At 60.1% G+C, this 22,116-nt stretch carries 16 protein-coding genes and 1 tRNA gene; 14 read left to right on the top strand and 3 right to left on the bottom strand.

Translation table 11 applies throughout. The features are described 5' to 3' along the window. Positions 1-431: 431 nt before the first annotated feature. From ACYP2A_RS19840 to ACYP2A_RS19825, 4 genes are all read left to right on the top strand, one after another. Positions 432-1,322, top strand: coding sequence for an amidohydrolase family protein (locus ACYP2A_RS19840; protein WP_459747490.1), 891 nt, complete (start codon positions 432-434; stop codon positions 1,320-1,322). A gap of 49 nt (positions 1,323-1,371) precedes the next feature. After that, a complete protein-coding gene (locus ACYP2A_RS19835; RefSeq protein WP_459747489.1) occupies positions 1,372-2,601 on the top strand; it encodes an MFS transporter in 1,230 nt (409 codons plus the stop codon). Between the two features lie 105 nt (positions 2,602-2,706). Beyond that, complete coding sequence (locus ACYP2A_RS19830; RefSeq protein WP_459747488.1) at positions 2,707-4,317, top strand: amidohydrolase family protein; 1,611 nt, start codon at positions 2,707-2,709, stop codon at positions 4,315-4,317. A 212-nt stretch (positions 4,318-4,529) separates the two neighbouring features. After that, complete coding sequence (locus tag ACYP2A_RS19825; protein WP_459747487.1) at positions 4,530-6,083, top strand: tetratricopeptide repeat protein; 1,554 nt, start codon at positions 4,530-4,532, stop codon at positions 6,081-6,083. Positions 6,084-6,144: 61 nt separating this feature from the next. Here ACYP2A_RS19825 and ACYP2A_RS19820 read toward each other — a convergent pair whose 3' ends face one another. Then, the gene (locus ACYP2A_RS19820; protein ID WP_459747486.1) at positions 6,145-7,770 is read right to left on the bottom strand and encodes an NADP-dependent glyceraldehyde-3-phosphate dehydrogenase; all 1,626 of its coding nucleotides are present in this window, start codon (positions 7,768-7,770) and stop codon (positions 6,145-6,147) included. Between the two features lie 162 nt (positions 7,771-7,932). Here ACYP2A_RS19820 and ACYP2A_RS19815 point away from each other — a divergent pair. Next, a tRNA-Asn gene (locus ACYP2A_RS19815) sits at positions 7,933-8,008 on the top strand. Positions 8,009-8,499: 491 nt separating this feature from the next. Here ACYP2A_RS19815 and ACYP2A_RS19810 read toward each other — a convergent pair. Next, positions 8,500-9,105: a TetR/AcrR family transcriptional regulator gene (locus ACYP2A_RS19810; RefSeq protein ID WP_459747485.1), complete on the bottom strand. Its 606-nt coding sequence runs from the start codon at positions 9,103-9,105 to the stop codon at positions 8,500-8,502. Between the two features lie 106 nt (positions 9,106-9,211). Here ACYP2A_RS19810 and ACYP2A_RS19805 point away from each other — a divergent pair, with 106 nt between their 5' ends. The 9 genes from ACYP2A_RS19805 (at position 9,212) to ACYP2A_RS19765 (ending at position 21,115) form a co-directional block, all read left to right on the top strand. Next, positions 9,212-9,961 carry an SDR family NAD(P)-dependent oxidoreductase gene (locus ACYP2A_RS19805; protein ID WP_459747484.1) on the top strand — a complete coding sequence of 250 codons (750 nt, stop codon included), beginning with the start codon at positions 9,212-9,214 and terminating at the stop codon, positions 9,959-9,961. Further along, positions 9,954-10,712, top strand: coding sequence for an SDR family oxidoreductase (locus tag ACYP2A_RS19800; RefSeq protein WP_459747483.1), 759 nt, complete (start codon positions 9,954-9,956; stop codon positions 10,710-10,712). Before ACYP2A_RS19805 ends, ACYP2A_RS19800 begins: the two co-directional genes overlap by 8 nt. Before the next feature lie 124 nt (positions 10,713-10,836). Then, on the top strand, positions 10,837-12,912 hold the full coding sequence (locus tag ACYP2A_RS19795; RefSeq protein WP_459747482.1) for a hydantoinase/oxoprolinase family protein: 2,076 nt from the start codon (positions 10,837-10,839) through the stop codon (positions 12,910-12,912). 27 nt (positions 12,913-12,939) lie between these two features. After that, positions 12,940-14,604: a hydantoinase B/oxoprolinase family protein gene (locus tag ACYP2A_RS19790; protein ID WP_459747481.1), complete on the top strand. Its 1,665-nt coding sequence runs from the start codon at positions 12,940-12,942 to the stop codon at positions 14,602-14,604. A 15-nt stretch (positions 14,605-14,619) separates the two neighbouring features. Beyond that, positions 14,620-15,822: a pyridoxal phosphate-dependent aminotransferase gene (locus tag ACYP2A_RS19785; RefSeq protein ID WP_459747622.1), complete on the top strand. Its 1,203-nt coding sequence runs from the start codon at positions 14,620-14,622 to the stop codon at positions 15,820-15,822. A 26-nt stretch (positions 15,823-15,848) separates the two neighbouring features. After that, complete coding sequence (locus ACYP2A_RS19780) at positions 15,849-16,661, top strand: NAD-dependent epimerase/dehydratase family protein (protein WP_459747480.1); 813 nt, start codon at positions 15,849-15,851, stop codon at positions 16,659-16,661. Between the two features lie 26 nt (positions 16,662-16,687). Further along, a complete protein-coding gene (locus ACYP2A_RS19775) occupies positions 16,688-17,884 on the top strand; it encodes an NAD(P)/FAD-dependent oxidoreductase (RefSeq protein WP_459747479.1) in 1,197 nt (398 codons plus the stop codon). 27 nt (positions 17,885-17,911) lie between these two features. Next, the gene (locus tag ACYP2A_RS19770; RefSeq protein WP_459747478.1) at positions 17,912-19,597 is read left to right on the top strand and encodes a thiamine pyrophosphate-binding protein; all 1,686 of its coding nucleotides are present in this window, start codon (positions 17,912-17,914) and stop codon (positions 19,595-19,597) included. Positions 19,598-19,663: 66 nt separating this feature from the next. After that, on the top strand, positions 19,664-21,115 hold the full coding sequence (locus tag ACYP2A_RS19765) for an NAD-dependent succinate-semialdehyde dehydrogenase (protein ID WP_459747477.1): 1,452 nt from the start codon (positions 19,664-19,666) through the stop codon (positions 21,113-21,115). A gap of 7 nt (positions 21,116-21,122) precedes the next feature. Here the strand turns inward: ACYP2A_RS19765 and ACYP2A_RS19760 are convergent, their stop codons facing one another. Continuing rightward, complete coding sequence (locus ACYP2A_RS19760) at positions 21,123-21,848, bottom strand: FadR/GntR family transcriptional regulator (protein ID WP_459747476.1); 726 nt, start codon at positions 21,846-21,848, stop codon at positions 21,123-21,125. Between the last annotated feature and the right edge of the window lie 268 nt (positions 21,849-22,116).

Raw genomic sequence — 22,116 nt, 5'->3', positions numbered from 1 at the left:
CCTGTTAATGTGCAAGCCGGTCTTCAACTGATTCAGTTTCTTGTTGTGATGGAAAACATTGATCTTACTTAAGGATGTATCGGCTTTTCAGGTTGAAGCTTGAGGCGTTATCGTTCACAGGCAACGTTTTCTAAGTTTCGTTTAGTGTGTTTGAACTGGGGGCATTATTGGATCCGGATAATGCGTTTTGTTTAAACCAAGTTGAATGGTTTTAAACAATCAAGGCATTGCAAGCATGCTTTCTATGGGTTGAGCTGCTCCGATGGGGGAGGTCAGCGGGCAGGGCAGAGGTTGGCGGTGAGGGGATTGACATTCGCCAGAGAGAAATTCACCATGCGCTCACTTGTTGGACAACCAACAACCAACAACCAACAACTACAAGAACTGCCCTGACGTGAAGAGACGACCAGGGTTTGCCAGGAGATGCATTCATGTCTCGCCTTACTCAAAGCGCCCAGCCGCCGCCCGGTTGTGCCGCTCCCATACTGCCGGTGAGGACACCGTCTTTCACGCTGCCACCCGGATCCTGTGACACCCATGCACATGTGATTTCGGCCGATTGCACGCGCTATCCGCTGGTGACGGATCGCAGCTACACGCCAGCGCCGGCACCCGAAGAGGCTTATCTGCAAATGCTCGATGGCCTGGGCATGCAACGCGGTGTGCTGGTGCAGCCGAGTGTCTACGGCACCGATAACCGTTACATGCTCGAGGTGCTGGGGCGTCATCGCGACCGCTTGCGCGGTGTGGCGGTTGTCGACGATCAGGTCAGCGATGAGGCACTTGAAGCCATGCACGCCTGCGGTGTGCGTGGGGTGCGCATCAATGTGCTGTTTCGCGGCGGCGTCAATCTTGAGTTGATGGAGCGCCTGGCAAGCCGGATCGCCGGGCTGGGCTGGCATATGCAGTTTCTGATCGATGTGCGCGACCTGGCTGAACTGCAATCGCGCATGGTCGGGCTGCCGTGCCCGGTGGTCATCGATCACCTGGGGCACTTCCCGGCCCATCTGGGTGTTCAAGCGCCAGGCTTTGCGCTGTTGCTGCGCAACGTGGCGGAGCATGGCTGGTGGGTCAAGTTGTCGGGGATCTACCGGCTCAGTGATTCAGCGCCTGACTATGCCGACACCGATGCACTGGCGCGCGCATTGATCCAGGCCGCACCGCAACGAATGGTGTGGGGCAGCGACTGGCCGCATGTGGCGCTGGCACGCACACCTGAAACGGGCTCGTTACTCGATCGCCTGCCGGTGTGGGTGCCCGAGGCGCGTGAACGGCAGCAGATTCTGGTCGATAACCCGGCCACGCTTTACAACTTTCAATAACAAAAGCTTCAGCCACGTTAATAGCGTGCTGACGGTGCGGAGAATAATAATGAGTTGGTTCAGTGAACTGAGCACGGTTGAAAAACGCACGTTTTATTCGGCCTTCGGCGGATGGGCCCTGGATGCCCTGGACTTCATGGTGTTTACCTTTGTCATCGCCTCCCTGATGACGTTGTGGAACATCGATAAAGGCGCTGTCGGGTTATTGAGTACCGTCACCTTGCTGTTCTCGGCGATTGGCGGATGGGGCGCGGGGATTCTGGCCGACCGTTACGGGCGGGTGCGCTTGTTGCAGATCAGTATTCTCTGGTTCTCGATTTGTACGGTGCTGATCGGGTTCGCGCAGAACTTTGAACAGTTGTTCGTGCTGCGGGCCTTGCAGGGACTGGGATTTGGCGGCGAGTGGGCCGTGGGTTCGGTGTTGATCGGCGAGATGGTGCGCGCCCAGCATCGCGGCAAAGCCGTTGGCATTGTGCAAAGCGGCTGGGCAGTGGGCTGGGGCGGGGCGGCATTGCTGTATACGCTGGCTTTCAGCTTTTTGCCTGAAGATTATGCATGGCGCTCGTTGTTCTGGATCGGTGTCGTGCCGGCGCTGCTGGTGTTGTACATCCGCAAGTACGTGCCGGAGCCTGAAGTGTTCCAGCACACTAAAAAGCATCAACTTGAATCGGGCGTGAACGTGCCGTTCTGGCATATCTTCTCGCCTTCACTGCTGCGCATCACCCTGCTGTCGGCGTTGTTGTGCATGGGCGTGCAAGGCGGTTACTACGCCATTACCACGTGGTTGCCGACCTATTTGAAACTTGAAAAGGGTCTTTCGGTGTTTGGCACCGGCAGTTACCTGATGGTGGTCATTCTCGGCTCGTTCTTCGGGTATGTCTGCGGCGCGTTCATGGCCGACCGCCTGGGGCGTCGGCCGAACTTCATCATTTTCGCGGTACTGTCGGCCATCAGCGTGTTCTGCTACATGCAACTGGAACTGACCAATACGCAAATGCTGATCCTGGGCTTTCCGTTGGGCTTCACCGCCTCGGGTATCTACAGTGGCATGGGCGCCTTTCTGACCGAGCTGTATCCGTCGGCCGTCAGGGCCAATGGTCAGGCGTTTTCCTATAACTTCGGTCGTGCCGTGGGCGCGCTGTTTCCAGGGTTGGTGGGCTATATCAGTGCCAAGTACAGCCTGGGCACGGCCATCGCGATGTTTGCCGGTGGCGCCTATTGCCTGGTCTTGGTGGTCACCTGCTTCCTGCCGGAAACCAAGGGCAAGCAGTTGCACTGACAACGCAGCTCTTTGTTAAAGTAACGCCCACGCATCGTACGATCCGTGGGCGTTTGGCGTTTCAGGTTTCGTAGCGGGCGCCCCGACTTTCGATGACTGAGCAACATGACTATAAAAGCGATTGGCCGACGCGACCATTTTACGATTGAAATCTCCCGTTATCTGGAAGGCGAGATACGCGAGGGGCGGTTGCGTCCTGGCGACCGTATCCCCAGCGAAACGCGCCTGGCCGAGTCCTTTGCCGTCAGTCGCAATGTCGTGCGCGAAGCTGTCGCCCGGCTCAAGTCGTCAGGCCTGATCGTCAGTCGTCAGGGGCTGGGCGCCTTTGTCGCCACGCCAACCAGCCAGAGCAGCTTTCGTATCGAGCCCCAGGAACTGGCCGACACCGCCAAACTGCGCCAGCTCTACGAACTGCGCCTGGACCTTGAAGTGGCGGCGGCCAGTATGGCGGCCCGGCGACGCTCGCTGAGCCAGTTGGCCAGGATCGCCGAGTCTCTGGAGACCCTGCGCGCCGGTATCCACAATGCCGAGTCGATTGTCGAGCACAGCCTTGAGTTCAAGCGCGCCATTGCCGACGCCACCGGCAATGAGTACTTCCGCAACTTCATCATCTTTCTGTGCGGTCACGTGTTCGAGGCCGCGTCGCTGGAGCGCCGGCTGGTCAGTTCAAAAGACCTTGGTGAGGTGTTGCTGGCCGAGCACCAGGCGATCTTCGAGGCGATCAAACTTGGTGATCCCGATCTGGCCCGGCGCGCGACCTGGCAGCAGATCATCAATTCCGCCGAACGCAACGGCCTGCGAGGCTTACAAGGCTGGGAAATCACCCGCATGAGTTCACTGGGTGAAACCTATGCTCCGCCTTGTCCCGGACCTGACCCGGCGCCGCGCAAACCGCTGCGTGCCCTGCCAAAAAATGCATGCGACTGTCACTTTCACGTGTTTGGTGATGAAAGCGGCCAACCCTTTACCCCGCATCGCTCGTATACGCCTGCGCCAGCCTCGCTCAAGGCTTTTCAGAAGGTTCAGAAAACCCTGGGGTTGAGCCGCGGCGTCATTGTTCAGCCCAGCGTCTACGGCGCCGACAACAGCACCACCTTGCAGGCCCTCAAGGAGGGCGGTAATAAATTACGTGGCGTGGTGGTGATCGATGCCGACGCCGGCATTGACGAACTGCAAGCGATGCACGATCTGGGCGTGCGTGGCGTACGAGTGAACCTGATCTTCAAGAGCGGTGTTGAAGTCTCGGATGTGGCGGCACTGGCCAAAAAAGTCGCCGGGCTGGGCTGGCACCTTCAATTGCTGATCGACATTACCGAGTTTGCCGACCTGTACGAGACGGTCGTGAGCCTGCCGGTGGATGTGGTCATCGATCACATGGGCCATATGCCCACCAGCAGCGGGCTTGACCATCCAGGTTTCGTCGACCTCTTGCGGCTACTGGAAGAGGGCCGCGCCTGGGTGAAACTCTCGGGTGCCTATCGCTTCACTGCCAGCAAGGACTACCCCTACGATGACGTGACGCCTTATGCCAGGGCGCTTATCGCGGCCAATCCGGCGCAAGTGCTCTGGGCCAGTGACTGGCCGCACCCGTGCATACCGGTGCCCATGCCCAACGATGCCGACCTGCTGGATATGTTGTTTGACTGGGCCGATAACGATGACGCGCTGATCGGCCGGATTCTGGTCGATAACCCGGCGCGGTTGTATGGGTTCTGAGTGGTGTCGGTGTGTACAGCGCTGCGCCTGATCATCGGGCGCAGCGGTGCAGTCGCTGCTGGTAAAGCCAACGACTTTCTACTATCGATAGCTCAAGTCTGCTTTCTCTTTGCAGATACTCTCTGTGTCGTATGAAAATGCTGGCGTAATGAGATCAAGGGAAAGCGCTCAGCGCACAGGGTGCCAAACCCAAGTCCTCAGGGAGAGGTGGCTTGAAAGAGCTCAGGTATGTTCTGGTTGTCGTAATCATGATTTTTTCTGATGGGGTGCTGGCTTCTCTGGATAAAGGGGTCAAGGCACTTCAACGAAAAGATTACAGTGTGGCGAAAAAGCTGTTGCAGGTTGAGGCCGACAAAGGGTCCAGGGTTGCTTTGCGGTATTTGGCCACCGTGTATGAAAATGGTAACGGCGTAGAACTGGATCTGGCCAAGGCCGTTGCACTTTATAAGTTATCTGCCGCCAAAGGAGACGCGATTGCTCAGTTTTGGTTGGCAAACAGCTATCGACAGGGACGCGGTGTTGAACAGGACTATATCAAAGCCAGGGAGTGGTACCAGAGGTCGGCCGATCAGGGGTACAGGGAAGCATTAGCAAATTTGGGCGGGTTATACGTAGACGGATTAGGGGTAGAGATAGACTACAAAAAAGCTGAGGCGCTTTACTTGCAGGCTGCCGATAAAGGTGAGCCCGCAGCGCAAAATGCCTTGGGTGAGCTGTACTGTGCGGGCGTGGAATTGAAAAGAGATGTACCGGCCTGTCTGAAGTTTTTGAATTTGGCCGCTGATCAGGGATTTGCACCGGCGCAACGCAACTTGGGGATGCTCTATGATGAAGGTATTGTTGTACCGGAACAGTTGAACAGATCCCGTCACTGGTTGAGGCTTGCGGCCGGCGGTGGTGACGCAAGGGCACAATTTCGTTTGGCGAAAATGTATCAATATGGGGTCGGTGTGGAGGTCGATTATCCGCAGGCCATGTACTGGTACCGTCTGGCGGCCAGGCAAGGGCTGGCCCCCGCTGAACTCAGGATCGGGATACTTTATCTGCAAGGTCTGGGTGTTCAGCAAAGCTCCCATGAGGCGGTGCGCTGGTTTGTCTTGGCGGCTGAAAAAAATCTTCCCCATGCGCAAATGATGTTGGGTGAGGCTTACCAGTATGGGAGGGGGATTGGACAGAACCCGGACCTGGCCCTCAAGCAATATAAGCGTGCTGCGGAGCAAAACCATCCCCCGGCACAGTTCAAGGTTGCTTTGTACTTGATGGACGAAGGGGCAAGGGATCAGCGTTATGGTGAAGCGTTAAGCATACTGACGGCGTTAAGTAGTCAGGGTATGCCTGAGGCGTGCGCTGAGCTCGGTTATATGTATGCCAGTGGATGGGGCGTGCCGACGGATCATACCAAAGCTGTTTCCATGTTTCGGGAATCTATCAGGTTAAGTGATACCAGCGGAAGGGGACTCTGGTACTTGGGGAAGATGTATGCCAAGGGGTTGGGCGTGTCAAGCAATCTGGTAGTGGCTCATGCGCTCACCAATAAATCTCTTCTGTTGGCAGACGGTAACCTTTCGGGCGAGCGCGAACTAACACAATTAACGTCGTATATGGCGGAGGAAGAACTGTTGCAATCTTCCATGCTTCAGGCACAGATGCACAAGATGGGCCTGATGGCAGTGGACGCTTACCTCTCCACACCTAAGAGAAGTGGCTTTTATTATCTAGGGTGGTGTTGGTTGGACTTTTTGGATTTTCTGATTTTCAAGAGGTAGAAGGCTCTTTGTAGTCAGGGACACCCTGCGCCAAATGTCACGGCGCAGGGTGCAGTGGACTTCAGAAAATATAATCAGTCGTCAAAAAGCTCGACTCGCGATTACGAATGATGTCGCTGATCAGGGTTTTATTGCCCTCCTGGAACTTGGTCGCCACCAGCGTGCGGATCGAAAACACCCGCAGCGCATCGTGGACCGACAAAGTGCCTTCGGCGGAGTTCTTGCGCCCGTTGAACGGGAACTGGTCCGGGCCGCGCTGGCACTGGGCATTGATATTGATACGCCCGACCTGATTGGCAAAGGCATCCACCAGCCGGCCGACCTGCGTCGAGTCGGTGCCGAAAATACTCAGTTGCTGGCCGAAATCGGAGTCCAGCACGTAGTCGATCACGGTCTGCACATCGCGATAGGCAACCACCGGCACCACGGGGCCAAACTGCTCTTCGTGGTAGACGCGCATGTCCGCCGTCACCGGGTACAGCACGGCGGGGTAGAAGAAGCTTTCCAGCACCTCGCCACCGCCTTCGTTGATCACCGCAGCGCCTTTTTCTACCGCATCGGCGACCAGGCCTTGCAGGTAACCGGTCTTGCCCGGCTCAGGCAGCGGCGTCAGTGACACACCCGGTTCCCATGGCATGCCGGGCTTGAGCTGCGCCAGGCGGGCCTTGAATTTTTCCAGGAACGCATCGACCACCTCTTCATGCACGAAGAGGATTTTCAGCGCCGTGCAGCGCTGGCCATTGAACGACAGAGCGCCGGTGACCGACTCGCTGACCGCGTTATCGAGGTCGGCGTCTGGCAGCACGATGCCGGGGTTCTTCGCATCCAGGCCCAGGGCGGCACGCAGGCGGTGCGGGCGCGGGTGCAGTTTTTTCAGGTCGCTGGCGGCCTTGTTGGTGCCGATGAAGGCGAATACATCGATCTTGCCGGTAGCCATCAGCGCGCTGACCGTCTCGCGGCCACGGCCGTAAATCACGTTGATCACACCGGCCGGGAAGCTGTCGCGAAAGGCTTCGAGCAGCGGCCGGATCAGCAGCACGCCGAACTTGGCCGGCTTGAACACCACCGTGTTGCCCATGATCAGCGCCGGAATCAGCGTGGTGAAGGTTTCATTGAGCGGGTAGTTGTAAGGGCCCATGCACAGGGTCACGCCCAGCGGCACACGGCGAATCTGCCCCAGCGTGTCCTGTTCCAGCTCGAAACGGCTGGAGCGTCGGTCGAGTTCTTTAAGGGCATTGATGGTGTCGACGATGTAATCGCAGGTGCGGTCGAATTCCTTTTCAGAGTCCTTGAGGTTCTTGCCGATCTCCCACATCAGCAACCGCACTACCGGCTCGCGCTGCTCGCGCATGCGCTTGAGAAAGGCTTCGACATGCCGAATGCGATCGACTACCCGCAGCGTCGGCCAGGCACCCTGGCCACGATCATAAGCACGCACCGCCGCATCCAGCGCGGTCATTGCGGTGTCTGCGTCCATCAGCGGCGTGCTGCCGAGAATCACCGGCTCCAGCGTCTCGCCGTTGCGCAGGCTGATCGGGCTGCGTACCGGCGCCAAGGCACCGGGCCAGGACTGCAGAGCGCCGTCGACCAGATACTCGCGCTGCTCGATGGCAGGACCCGGACGCCAGACTTCAGGAATCTGGTCGGCATTGGGAAATAGGGATTCAAGACGGTTGCCCTGCTGCATGAGCTCACCTCACTGTGATTGGCTGGAAAGACTGTTTCAACACACTACGCCTGCCGGGGAGGGCGATGAACCCCCGATGTCGTTGAATCGCATGATTTTTTTTCAGGTTTTTTTTGCAATGGTGCTTGACTACCTTATTTAAATCAGTAAGATAGCCCTCATTCCGCGATAGCTCAGTTGGTAGAGCAAGTGACTGTTAATCACTGGGTCCCTGGTTCGAGTCCAGGTCGTGGAGCCAGATAGAAGTTAAAGGGCGATCATCGAAAGATGATCGCCATTTTTCGTTTGCGTTGTTTTCGAGCGCAAGAGCATGGTTTGTACGCCAACCATCAATATGCGAAATGTGACCTCCATCCCGGACTTGGCCCATGGCATCAGGCTGCATGAGTTGCGGATCGGCATGTGTGTTACATCTATGCTACCTGAAGCGCTTCAGGTGCATGTCACTCCGAGGGGGTCGTCAGTATGGGAGTTCTTGATCTTGTTTTTGGTAAGCCCGGTGAGCGCATGAGCGAAGAGGATCGTGAGATTTTCAAGTCGATCAGGAAGCTCAAGACCCTGAAGGTCTTTAATGGCCGATTGTCCATCTCGCCATCCGAGGTTATAACCGAGGCGTTCATCAAGGAAAGGATCGAGGCGGCTCGTCTAATCACTAGAAATAAGTAAGGGCTTTTATTTCCTGCGCGCCTCCTGCAATCAGTTCGATTTTCTTCCTTGCGGCATCGCCTCTCATTTTCCTCTACCTGTCTCAATAATCCCGAGCACATAACGCGTCAGCATTTGACTCAAGTGCGTCACGGGTACCTCGTGGGCTAACCATTGAGAATGCCCAAACAACAAGCCGACTATGGCGCTGGCGATCATCCTGACATTAACCGAAGGCGGTGACGCAGGCTGGTCAAGCCGGGCGGCGACGATATCGATCAGCATTGAGCTATACGCGTCCTTGAGGGCTTGAATCTGTACGCTTTGTTCCTGGCTCAGGTAGACCGCGTCGCGCACCAATAGCTTCAGACGGTCTGGTTCGGCAAGGCTAAAAGCCACAAAAACATCAATAAACCGCTGTAAGCGCTCGGCAGGGAGCTTGCGATTCTTGAGGCTGCGCCTTGTGCTGAACACCAGGTCGGAGAGGGCCGATTCGATCAGTTCGAACAGCAGGCACTGTTTGTTCTCAATGTGGTGGTACAAGGAGCCTGCGTGCATGCCCAGGTGGCCGGCCAGGTCGCGTAGTCCGATGGCGTGAAACCCGTGCGTGGCGAACAGCGTAAGCGCGGTATCCAGCACGCGGTCACGGGCCTGGTGGGAAGGGCTGGGCGAGAGGCTGGCCGCGGGCATGATGAAGTCCTGAAGGTGTTTGAGCGACAGTGATCCGCACAAAATGCGTTTGACCAAATGTAAGACAACAGGCATCTTACGTAAAGATCAAATTGCGGAGGGGATCATGGATCAACAAACGGTAGTTATCGTAGGTGGCGCATCGGGTCTGGGGTTGGAAACGGCCAGATTGATGCTCAAGCACGGCGCAGCCAAAATCGGTCTGATCGACCGCAACGAGCCCCTGCTGGCGCAGGCTGCCGAGCTGCTGCGCAGCCAGGGTGCCGAAGTGGTGACAGCGGTGGGCGACATCTCCCGGCAGCAAAGCGCGCAGGGTGCTTTTCAGCAAATCGTCGATGCACTTGGTCGCGTGCATTGCCTGGTCAACAGCGCTGCGATTTACCCGCGCAAGGACATTCTCGACATCACTGATGATGAGTGGGACCTGGAAAACGCCATCAATATCAAGGGCACCTACCACATGATGGTCGCCGCCGTGCGCCACATGCAGGCCTATGTCGAAGCGCCGGCAGTCACCGGGCGGATCGTCAACGTGACCTCGGTCGACGCCTTCAAGGCTCACCCGCAAAACGCCCACTATGCTGCTACCAAGGCCGCCGTGGTAAGCCTGACCAAATCCTTTGCTCAAGCGGTCGCCAAGGACCAGATTCTGGTCAACTCGGTGGCGCCTGCCGGCTTTGCTACCGAGCGTGCCCGTCAACTGGGCTTTCTTGGAGAGCTGGCCGCTGCCAACCCGCTGGGTCGCGCCGCCGAGCCTGCGGAAATCGCCGAGTGGATCGTGATGATGGGCAGTAGCCGCAACAGCTATGCCACCGGTGAGAACGTGATCGTCAGCGGGGGCTATATCTATGCCTGATCATGGTGTTTTGCCTGAGGTTTACCGCACGGCGCTGGTTACCGGTGCCACCAGTGGCATTGGCAGGGCCATCGTTCTGGCGCTGCGTGATGCCGGGCTCAAGGTGATTGCTGTCGGCCGCAGCCGCGAGGCGCTGCAAGTCCTTGGCGAAGAGCCTGGAGTGATCGCCGTCGAGGCCGATGTACGCCAGCTCGATGCATTTGCCCTGGTGTTGGGCGAGCATCAGGTCGATGTGCTGGTCAACAACGCCGGGGTATTGACCAGTCGTGCGGCGTTCCAGGACATTGATCCGGTCGAGATCGACAACATGCTCGACATCAATCTCAAGGCGCCGCTGCACCTGACTCGTCAGGTGCTGCCGGGCATGGTCGAGCGTCAGCATGGCCACCTGTTTTTCATCGGTTCCAGCGCTGGTCGCGCCCCGCATCCGGGGGCGAGCGTGTATGGCGCGTCCAAGGCCGGGATCAGCCTGTTCTGTGACGCGTTGCGCTGTGATTTGCTGGGCACCGGCGTGCGGGTCACCGAAATTGCGCCAGGGCGGGTACAGACCCAGCTGTACCGCACCGCCATCGGCATGCAGAAGGTGGGCAGCGAGCTGTATGACGGCTATGAGTCGATCATGCCCGAGGACATCGCCCAGTTGCTGCTGGCCGCCTTGCGCCTGCCCGAGCAGGTCGATGTCTCGCGCCTGGAAGTGTTTCCCACTGCCCAGGCCGTGGGGGGGGCGCGGATGGTCAAGACGCTGGATTGAGGCATGCATGAATGTGGCGCATTTGAAAGAATCGCCACTTGACCACCTGTAAGACAACATATAACTTACATTAAAGCGACCAGCCAGTTGGCCGGACAAGATCAGCACTCGAGGGGATATGACGATGACTGCTACATCATGCCGGGTCGGCGTGGATATAGGTGGGACCTTCACGGATATCGCGCTGGATGTCGACGGCGTCCTGCACTCCACCAAGGTGCTGACCGATTATGAGCTGCCCGAACGCGCCATCCTCAACGGCGTGAAAAGCGTCGTCGAATCCGCAGGCCTCACGCTGTCGGACATCGATCAGCTGATTCACGGCACCACCCTGGCCACTAACGCGCTAATCGAGCGTCGTGGTGCGCGCACAGCGTTCATCACTACCGAAGGTTTTCGCGACACGCTGGAAATGCGCACCGAAAACCGCTTCGAGCAGTACGACATCAATATTGTCCTGCCGCCGCCGCTGATCGAGCGTGAACACCGCTACACCTTGCGCGAACGCCTGGATGTGCGCGGTAAGGTGCTGATCGCCCCGCAGCAGGATGAAATCGACACCCTGGTGCAGCGGGTTGCCGAAGGCGACTACCAGAGCGTGGCCATCGGTTTTATTCACAGCTATGTCAACGGTGTTCACGAGCGGCAATTGCGCGATGCCTTGCAGGCGCGCTTGCCGAATGTATCAATCTCGATCTCCAGCGAAGTTTCGCCGCAGATGCGCGAGTTCGAGCGCTTCAACACCGTGTGTGCCAACGCCTACGTCAAGCCGCTGATCAAGTCCTACCTGGACCGGCTGGTGGTCACCCTCAAAGCGCAGGGCGCCGATTGCCCGGTGTTCATGATCCACTCCGGCGGCGGCATCATCTCGGTGCAGAGTGCAGCGGAGTTTCCGGTGCGTCTGGTCGAGTCGGGTCCTGCGGGCGGGGCGATCTTCGCCGCCGACATTGCGCGTAAATACCAGCTTGAATCGGTGCTGTCGTTCGACATGGGCGGCACCACGGCGAAAATCTGCCTGATTGAAAACCAGGTGCCCAAGACCGCCAAGACCTTTGAAGTGGCGCGCACCTACCGCTTCAAGAAGGGTAGCGGCATGCCGATTTCCATCCCGGTGGTGGAAATGGTCGAGATCGGTGCCGGCGGCGGTTCGATTGCCAGTATCGACAGCATGCGCCAGATTCGCGTCGGCCCGCACAGCGCCGGCTCCGAGCCCGGTCCTGCGTGCTACAACCGGGGCGGCGTGGCGCCGACCATCACCGACGCCAACCTGCTGCTCGGCCGTCTGGATGCTGACAACTTCGCCGGCGGTGCGCTCAAGCTCTCGGTGGACAACGCCGCCAGCGCCACCGAGCGCGTCATCGGCCAGCCGCTGAACATGGACGCGCGCACTGCGGCGTTCGGTATCTGTGAAGTGGTCGATGAAAACATGGCCAACGCCGGCCGCGTGCACGCGGTCGAGAGTGGTAAGGATATCGCCGACTACACCATGATCACTTTCGGCGGCGGCGGCCCACTGCACGCCGCGCGCCTGTGCGAAAAAATGGGCGTTTCGCGCTTTCTGGTACCGGCCGGCGCTGGGGTCGGTTCGGCCATCGGCTTCTTGCGGGCGCCGTTCGGCTATGAAGCGGTGCGCAGTGCGTTCGTGCGCCTGTCGGAGTTCGAGGCCGCGCAGGTCAACGCACTGATCGATGACATGAAGACCGAGGCGGTTGGCTTTTTGCGTCAGGGCATGCCTCTCGGCGAGCCTGAACTGGAGTGTACCGCTTTCATGCGCTACGTCGGTCAGGGCTGGGAGATCCCGGTCTACCTGCCTTTCAAAGCCTTCAGCAACAGCGACACCGCTGAGTTCAAGCGTCTGTTCGAGCAGGCCTACACCGTGTTTTTCGGGCGCCCGATCGAAGGCCCGGACATCGAGATCGTCAGTTGGTCGGTCAAGGCCAGTTCGCCGCTGCCGGCGGTCGACACCATCGAGCAGGTCAAGGCTTCGTACCGTGCCGAAGAAGTGACGCGCCGCGAAGTCTTCGATGTCGCCGCCGGCGGTTACGTCGATGCCGGTATCTATCAGCGCGAAGGCCTGCAGGTCGGCGCCTGCGTCGAGGGTCCAGCGATCATTGCCGAGCGCGAAACCTCGACTTTCGTGTCGTCCTCGTTCACCGCCACGGTCCAGCCCGACGGCTGCCTGCTGGTCGTCCGGCGCTAAGCCGCATTCATTTGAAAGGCGATAACCATGAGCGAAACAATGATCGATATTCAAATGCAGGTGATGTGGAATCGCCTGGTGTCGGTGGTCGAGGAACAGGCCCTGACCCTGATCCGTACAGCGTTCTCTACCAGCGTGCGTGAGGCTGGCGACCTGTCGGCCGGCGTCTTCGACCGAGCCGGCAACATGCTGGCCCAGGCCGTGACCGGCACGCCGGGGCACGTCAACACCATGGCCGAGGCAGTGGTGCACTTCATCAACGACATTGGTCTTGAGAACATCTTCGAAGGCGACGTGTATGTGACCAACGACCCATGGAAGGGCACCGGTCACCTGCACGACATCACCATCGTCTCGCCGTCGTTCTACAAGGGCCAACTGATCGGTTACTTCGCCAGCACCGCTCACGTGGTCGACATCGGTGGTCGCGGCTTCGGTCCCGATGCTCGTGAGGTCTACGAAGAAGGCCTGTTCATCCCGATCATGAAGTTGTTCGAGCGCGGCAAGGTCAACCGCGACCTGGTCAACATCCTGCGCAACAACGTGCGCGAAAACGATCGGGTGGTCGGCGACTTCTATGCCCTGTCAGCCTGCAACGAAACCGGGCACAAGCGCCTGCTGGACATGCTTGAAGAGTTCAAGCTCGATGACCTGGAACACATCGGCGGCTTCATTCTCGAACACAGCCGTCGTGCCACCCTGGAATGCTTCAAGTCGTTGCCGCATGGCACCTACACCAACAGCATGACCCTGGACGGCTACGACGTGCCGGTAACCCTGGCGGTAACGCTGACGGTCGGTCCGGACGGCATCGCCACCGACTTTACCGGCACGTCGGGCATGAGCCAGTTCGGCATCAACGTGCCGCTGGGTTACGCCAAGGCCTACGCCTGCTATGGCCTCAAATGCATCGTGGCGCCGGAAATTCCCAACAATTCCGCTTCTCTGGCGCCGTTCGAAGTCACCGCGCCCGAAGGCTGCATCCTCAATGCCAAGCACCCGGCGCCGGTGTCGGTGCGCCATGTGCTGGGCCACTTCGTGCCGGACCTGGTACTGGGCGCACTGCACAAGTGCCTGCCCGGCCAGGTCCCGGCCGAAGGCGCCAGCGCCCTGTGGAACCTGCACCTGAGTGTGCGCCCGCTGGCCGACAACCCCACTGGTCGCAACGCTGAAATGCTCATGTTCAACAGCGGCGGCATGGGCGCCCGTTCCGGCGGCGACGGCCTGAGCGCCACTGCGTTCCCCAGCGGCGTACACACCATGCCGGTCGAAGCCACCGAGCATGCTGGCCCTGTGGTGGTCTGGCGCAAAGAGCTGCGCGAAGGATCCGGGGGCGCCGGCAAGCTGCGCGGCGGTCTGGGCCAGGAAATCGAAGTCTCGGCGTCCGAAGGCTACAGCTTCCGTTTCAGTGCGATGTTTGACCGTATCCAGTACCCGGCTCGCGGCCTGGAAGGCGGCAAGGAAGGCGCCGAAGGCTTTGTCGGCCTCGACGACGGCACCTTGCTGCGCGGCAAGGGCCAGCAGTTCGTGCCCGCCGAGCGGCGTCTGGTGTTGCGTCTGCCCGGTGGCGGCGGCTATGGCGACCCGCGCCAGCGCCGGCCTGAAGAGGTCGAGCGCGATGTCCGGTTTGGCTACATCAGTGCCGAGCAGGCGCTGAACGATTACGGCTTTAAAGCCGCCCAGGAGTCCTGAACCATGAACGCTCCCATGAATTTCCAGAGCTCCCGCGTACAGTCGGTGAAAAGCTCGCCAAGCATGGCCGTTTCAGTGCTGGCCCAGCAGATGCTGGCCAAGGGCGAACCGGTCATCAACCTGAGCTTGGGCGAGCCGGACTTCAATGTGCCGGCCCATGTCATCGAAGCCGCTCACCAGGCCATGCTGGCGGGCAACAACCATTACACCGCGCCCAACGGCTATACCGCACTGCGCCAGGCGATCGTCGACAAATTCGCCCGTGAAAACGGCCTGGTCTTCGGCCTGGACGAAATCTGCGTGGCCAACGGTGCCAAGCAACTGTTATTCAACGCCTTCCTGTCGACTCTGGAGCCGGGCGACGAAGTGATCACCCCGGCGCCGTACTGGGTGTCGTACACCGACATGGTCAAACTCAATGGTGGTGTGCCGGTGGTGATTCCGTGCGGTGCCGAAACCGGCTTCAAGCTGGATGCCGATGCCCTGGAAGCGGCGATTACACCCAAGACCCGCTGGCTGATGCTGAACTCGCCGAATAACCCTACTGGATCGATCTACACCGAGCAGGAGTTCGCTGCGCTGGGCAAAGTGCTGGACCGTCACCCTAGAGTGCTGGTGATCTCTGACGAGATCTACGAGCACATCGTGTTGGGCGCGCAACCGTTCGTGTCGTTCGTCAACGCTTGCCCGCAACTGCGCGGGCGCACCTTGCTGATCAATGGCGTGTCCAAGGCCTACGCCATGACCGGCTACCGCCTGGGCTATGCGGCAGGTCCCCAAGACCTGATCGTGGCGATGAACAAGACCCAGTCGCAGACCACGACGTGCCCGTCGGCGATTTCCCAACTGGCGGCCGTGGCGGCGCTCAACGGTCCGCAGGATTTTGTTCGCGACGCCAATCGCGAGTACCAGGCGCGTGGCGCCATGGTGGTCGAGGGCCTGGCGGCCATCGACGGGCTGACCTTGCAAATGCCCGAGGGTGCTTTCTATGCCTTCCCCAATGTCGCGGCGTTCATTGGCAAGCGCACCCCTGGCGGCGAGGTGATCAGCAACGACGCCGAGCTGTCTGCTTATCTGTTGCGCGTCGGCAAGGTGGCTAGCGTGCCGGGCTCGGCGTTTGGTCTGGAGCCCTACATCCGTTTGTCTTTCGCCACCTCGCGGCACGAACTGGAACAGGCGCTGGCGCAGTTGCGCGACGCCTTTGCCAGTCTGGCCTGATTCCCACGAATTCATTGAGGCAAGTCATGAGCAAGCCATTCAAACGTTTGTTGATCACCGGTGCCGCCGGCCGTCTGGGCCGTGTGCTGCGCAAGCACATGCAGGCCTTTGCCGACGAACTGCGCCTGACCGACATCGCCGACCTGGGCACCGCTGCCGCGCACGAAGAGCTGGTGCGCTGCGACCTGGGCAATTTTGCCGATGTGCTGGCGCTGGCTGAAAGCGTCGATATGATTCTGCATGCCGGTGGCGTGCCGCTGGAAAACACCTTCGCCAACATCCTCAACGGCAATATCGTCGGCACCTACAACGTCTACGAAGCCGCTCGCCAGCAGGGCGTCAAGCGCGTCATCTATACCAGCTCGAACCACGCTATTGGCTTTTACGACCGCACCGAGACGCTCGACGCCAGCGTCGCACACCGCCCCGACAGCCTGTACGGGCTGAGCAAGTGCTTTGCCGAGGACCTGGGCCGCTACTACTGGGACAAGTTCGGCATCGAGTCGGTAAACCTGCGCATCGGCTCTTCGTTCGAGAAGCCGCTGGACCGCCGCATGCTGGCCACCTGGCTGTCGTTCGACGACTTCGCGCAACTGTGCGAGCGCTCGCTGCTGGCGCCACGGGTCGGGCACATGATCGTCTACGGCATGTCGAACAACCGCGAAAGCCTGTGGGACAACCGCATGGCCTCTTCGCTGGGCTACCAGCCCAAGGACAGCGCCGACAACTACCGCGAACAGGTCCTGGCCGAGCACCCTCCGCTGGACGCCAACGAGCCGGCGGCGCGCTATCACGGCGGCAACTTTGCCGGTGCCGGTCACTTTGAAGACGCTCAATAACGCCACATCAGAAGAGGGCTTGCGCCATGGCTTCAACGGCTAAACAACACAATTACGATGTGGTGATCGTCGGCGGCGCGGTGAACGGCAGTTCCACCGCCTACTTTCTGGCCAATAATCCGGATTTCACCGGCTCGGTGCTGGTCATCGAGCGCGACTGGACCTACAACAAGTCGGCCACCGCGTTGTCCAGCAGCTCGATCCGCCAGCAGTTTTCCAACCCGATCAACATTGAAATCTCGAAGTTCGGCGCCGAGTTCGTGCGCAACTTCCCGGACGTGATGGAAGTTGACGGCGACCGCCCGGACCTGGCTTTCCACGAGAATGGCTACCTGTTCCTGGGCGACGACAAGGGCTATGAAGTGCTGCGCCGCCTGCATGACACCCAGATCGCGCATGGCGCCGACGTCAAGCTGCTGGATGTCGACCAACTGCTGCAGAAATTCCCGTGGGTCAACCCTGACAGCCTTGCTGGTGCCAGCTATGGCAAAAGCGGCGAGGGCTGGTTCGACAGCCTCGGCATGCTCCAGGGCTTTCGCCGCAAGGCGCGCTCGCTGGGCATCGAGTACATCGAAAACCAGGTGGTGAGTATCCAGCGCCAGGGCGACCGCGTTACCGGCGTGACCCTGGCCAGCGGCGAAACCATCGGCTGCGGCATTCTGGTCAACTGTGCGGGCACCCGTGGCACCCAGGTGGCGCGCATGGCCGGGCTGGACATTCCGGTCGAGCCGCGTCGCCGCTCGCTGTTCGTCTTCGACTGCCGCACCCCGCTGCAAGGCACCGTGCCGCTGACCATCGACCCGACCGGCGTGTTCTTTCGCCCCGAAGGCCAGTTCTATCTGGGCGGCACTTACCCCAAACACGATCCGCAAGTGGATTTCGACGACTTCGATGTGCTGCACGAAGAGTTCGACGAAGAGGTCTGGCCGATCCTCGCCGAGCGCGTGCCGGCGTTCGAAGGCATCAAAGTGGTCAACTTCTGGGCCGGGCATTACGACTTCTGCGTACTCGACCACAACGCTATCGTCGGGCCGCACAACGAAGTCGACAACTTTCTGTTCTGCAACGGCTTCAGCGGCCACGGTCTGCAGCAGGCTCCGGCCATCGGGCGCGGTCTGTCCGAGCTGATTGCTTACGGCGGCTATCGTTCGCTGGACTTGGGCGCGCTGTCTTATCAGCGGGTCATCGACAACAAGCCTTTTCTGGAAGACTCGGTCATCTGACCCACGCGCCTGATGGAGAACAACAAGATGAACACTGCTGACAACACGCCGCGCACTGGCGGTCAGGTACTGGTCGATGCCCTGCGCAGCAACGGCGTCGACCGCGCTTTCTGCGTGCCCGGCGAAAGCTACCTGGCGGTACTCGATGCGCTGCACGACGCCAGGGACGATATCGAGCTGATCGTCTGCCGCCAGGAAGGTGGTGCGGCTTACATGGCCGAGGCTTATGGCAAGCTGACCGGCAAGCCGGGTATCTGTTTCGTCACCCGTGGTCCTGGCGCGACCAACGCCTCGGTGGGCGTGCACACCGCGTTTCAGGACTCCACGCCGATGATCCTGTTCATCGGCCAGGTGGCCCGCGATCAGGTCGAGCGTGAGGCCTTTCAGGAAATCGACTACCGACGCATGTTCGGCCAGATGGCCAAATGGATCGTCGATGTCGACGACGCCGCACGCCTGCCTGAACTGCTGAGTCAGGCTTTCCATCGTGCCATCAACGGCCGTCCGGGTCCGGTAGTGGTAGCCTTGCCCGAAGACATGCTCACCGACCTGGTGACGGTGGTCGACGCCGGTCCCGCCAAACGCATCGAGCCGGCGGCGGCGCTTGAGGATCTGAAACAGCTACAGAGTCTGATCGGTGAAGCGCAGCGGCCGCTGGTGATCCTCGGCGGGGGCGGCTGGAACCAGCAGGCGGTCAGCGATGTGCGGCGCTTTATCGAAACCCAGAATCTGCCGGTGGCGGCCTCGTTCCGCTGCCAGGACCTGTTCGATAACACGCAACCCAACTACGCCGGCGATCTTGGCCTGGCCGCCGGCCCCGAACTGGTCGAGGCGGTGAAAAGCGCCGACCTGCTGCTGGTGATCGGTGCCCGACTGGGCGAAATGAGCACCGGTGGTTATTCGCTGGTGAACATTCCGGTGCCCAGGCAGAAACTGATCCACATCCACCAGGGTATCGAAGAGCTGGGTCGGGTCTATCAGCCGACTCTGGCAATCAATGCCGGTATTAGCCGCATCACCGCGCAACTGGCGGCGCTGCCCGCTGGCAAGCCGCAGGCTTTCAGCGAGTGGGTTGCACGCCTCAGCAGCGGCTATCGCGCCAACTTCGAGTGCCCGCGCTCGCCGGGTCAGGTGCAGATGAGTGAGGTCATTGCCTGGCTCAACGACAACCTGCCCCACGACAGTATCCTGACCTGTGGCGCCGGCAACTACACCGGCTGGGTGCATCGCGGTTACCAGCACCGCACCTTCCGCACATTGTTGGGGCCAACCAACGGCTCGATGGGCTACGGCGTGCCGGCGGCGGTCGCGGCCAAGCTGACTTATCCGCAGCGCACCGTGGTGGCCTTTGCCGGCGACGGCTGCTTCATGATGAACGGCCAGGAGCTGGCGACGGCGGCGCACTACGGTGCGGGTCTTATCGTGATCGTAATCAACAACGGCATGTACGGCACCATCCGCATGCACCAGGAGCGCAGCTATCCGGGCCGTGTCTCGGGCACCGACCTGCATAATCCGGATTTTGCCGCCCTGGCTCGCGCCTACGGCCTGCACGGTGAAACCGTGACTCGCACCGAGCAGTTCGTGGAGGCGTTCCGACGCGCCCAGGCGGCGGGTACGGCAGCGCTGATCGAAATTCAGATCGACCCCGAAGCCCTGACCCCGCGCATGACCCTCAGCCAGATCCGCGAAAAGGCTCTGGCCTCGCGTTGATTAACCTCTTGCGGGAGTGCGTTCTGCCTCCCGCTTTTTTCTCAAGTTGCCCAAGAGCCTCTGCGTATGAAACTCGCCGATCCCGATCTGCTGCGTGACCGTTGCTACATCGATGGACAATGGCTAGCCGCCGACAGCGGCCAGACCCTCACTGTGACAGACCCGGCCACCGGTCATGCGCTAGGCACCGTGCCGCGCATGGGCGCGGGCGAAACCCGTCGCGCGATTGCCGCCGCTGAAGCGGCTTTGCCGGCCTGGCGCAAGCTGACTGCCAAAGAGCGCGCAGTACGGCTGCAGGCCTGGTTTCGGGAGATCATGCTGCATCAGGAAGACCTGGCGCAGATCATGACCGCCGAGCAGGGCAAGCCTCTGGCCGAGTCGCGAGTTGAAATCGCCTTTGCCGCCGCCTATGTCGAGTTCTACGCCGAAGAGGGCAAGCGCATTTATGGCGATGTCATTGCATCGCCCAATGCCGACCGGCGGCTGATTGTCACCAAGGAGCCGATTGGTGTTTGTGCCGCGATCACGCCGTGGAACTTTCCGGCCGCGATGATCACCCGCAAGGCGGCACCGGCGCTGGCCGCGGGTTGCACCCTGGTGCTCAAGCCAGCCTCACAGACGCCGTACAGTGCTTTGGCCCTGTGTGTACTGGCCGAGCGGGCGGGTATTCCGGTCGGCGTGCTGAGCGTGGTCACCGGTGATTCGGCAGCCATTGGCGGCGAACTGACCGCCAGCCCGGTGGTGCGCAAGCTGTCGTTTACCGGCTCGACGCCGATCGGCATCCAATTGCTGCAACAGTCGGCGGCCACTGTGAAGAAAGTCACCCTCGAACTGGGCGGCAATGCGCCGTTTATCGTGTTCGACGATGCAGATCTGGACGCCGCCGTAGAAGGCGCGCTGATCGCCAAGTTCCGCAATAGTGGTCAGACCTGCGTGTGTGCCAACCGCTTTTACATTCAGGACGGCATCTACGACCGTTTCGTCGAGAAGTTTGCCTGGCGGGTCAATGATCTGAGTATCGGCAACGGCTTTGATGCCGGCACCAACATCGGGCCGATGATCGACGCCAAGGCCGTAGCCGGGGTCGAGCAACTGGTGCGCGAGGCCGTGGACGGCGGTGCGCGGCTGGTCGCCGGTGGCAAGCGCCACGCCCTTGGAGAGGCGTTCTTCGAGCCGACCTTGCTGGCCGACGTGCAGCCTGGCATGCGCGTGGCCCGTGAGGAAATTTTCGGCCCGGTGGCGCCGATCTTTCGTTTCAGCAGCGAAGCAGAGGTCATCCGCCAGGCCAATGACACTGAATTCGGTCTGGCCTGTTACCTGTACGCGCGCGACGTGGGCCGTATCTGGCGCGTATCCGAGGCGTTGGAATACGGCATGGTCGGCGTCAACGTCGGCGTGCTCGCCACCGAGGTCGCACCGTTTGGCGGCGTGAAATCGTCGGGGCTGGGGCGTGAAGGCTCGCGCTACGGGATCGAGGACTACCTGGAGATCAAATACGTCTGTCTGGGCCTGGGTTGAGCAGGACCTAGGCTCCGCTATCGACCAGGCGCTGATAGCGCGACAGGCTTTCTTCAAGGTGCTTGCGCAGCGCGGTGCGGGCTGCGCCGACATCGCCCATGCTGATCGCCGACACAATTGCGCCGTGCTCGCGACCGATCTTTTTGATGTGCGCCAGACGATTCTTGCCGGTGGACTGGCCGTGCTTGAGGTTCAGGTCGAAGATAATGTCTGGGCCCAGCGCCTCAAGCAGTTGCGTGAAGTGCGGGTTGTTGGTCGCCCGGGCAATGGCCAGATGAAACTCGAAATCGGCTTTGGCTTCTTCTTCCAGGCTGGAGCCGTCCAGGGCATTGAAGCGGTCGAAGGCCTCAGTGATCTGCGCCATGCTGGTGGGGCTACGGCGCTCGGCAGCTCGGGCCACCGACTCGGTCTCGATGCCAAGACGCAATTCAAGAATCTGCGCGGCGGCGCGGATGTCGTCGACAGCGGTGCTGAGGGCAAAGCCCAGGCGTTTGACGTCTTGCTCGACCACGAACACGCCCACGCCCTGGCGTGCGATCAGGCGTCCGCCCAGGCGTAATGAAGCAACCGCTTCGCGGACCACCGGGCGGCTGACGCTGAATTCCTTGCACAGCTCTTGCTCGGACGGCAATTTCTGACCCGGCCCATAGATGCCGGTGTCGATCCGGTTGGACAGCTCCTGAATCACTGTCTCGGCCAGATTGGCCCTGCGCGTACCTAACGACGCATTCATAGATATGTAGCTCCTGACACTGATCACGGTAGGTGAATACTTGAACAGCCCGCCTGTTCAGTCAAACGGCAAATGAGCTGTTTTTAACGGCTTGCGCACGCTTGGCGGTGCCGTATCGGTTTTGGCCCGTATGTTATCAAACAACTGACTTGTAATGGTGCGGCCCCGCCATTACGTGGCTTTTTATGCCTCGGTTTTGTGCAGCGCCGGCCTTTTACAATTCCTCAAGCATATACCAATTGACAGTTGCCTGCTGACTGTTATCTTA

It is taken from the genome of Pseudomonas sp. 3A(2025) (genome assembly GCF_054589175.1).
This window is presented reverse-complemented; position numbering and strand designations above follow the sequence as displayed.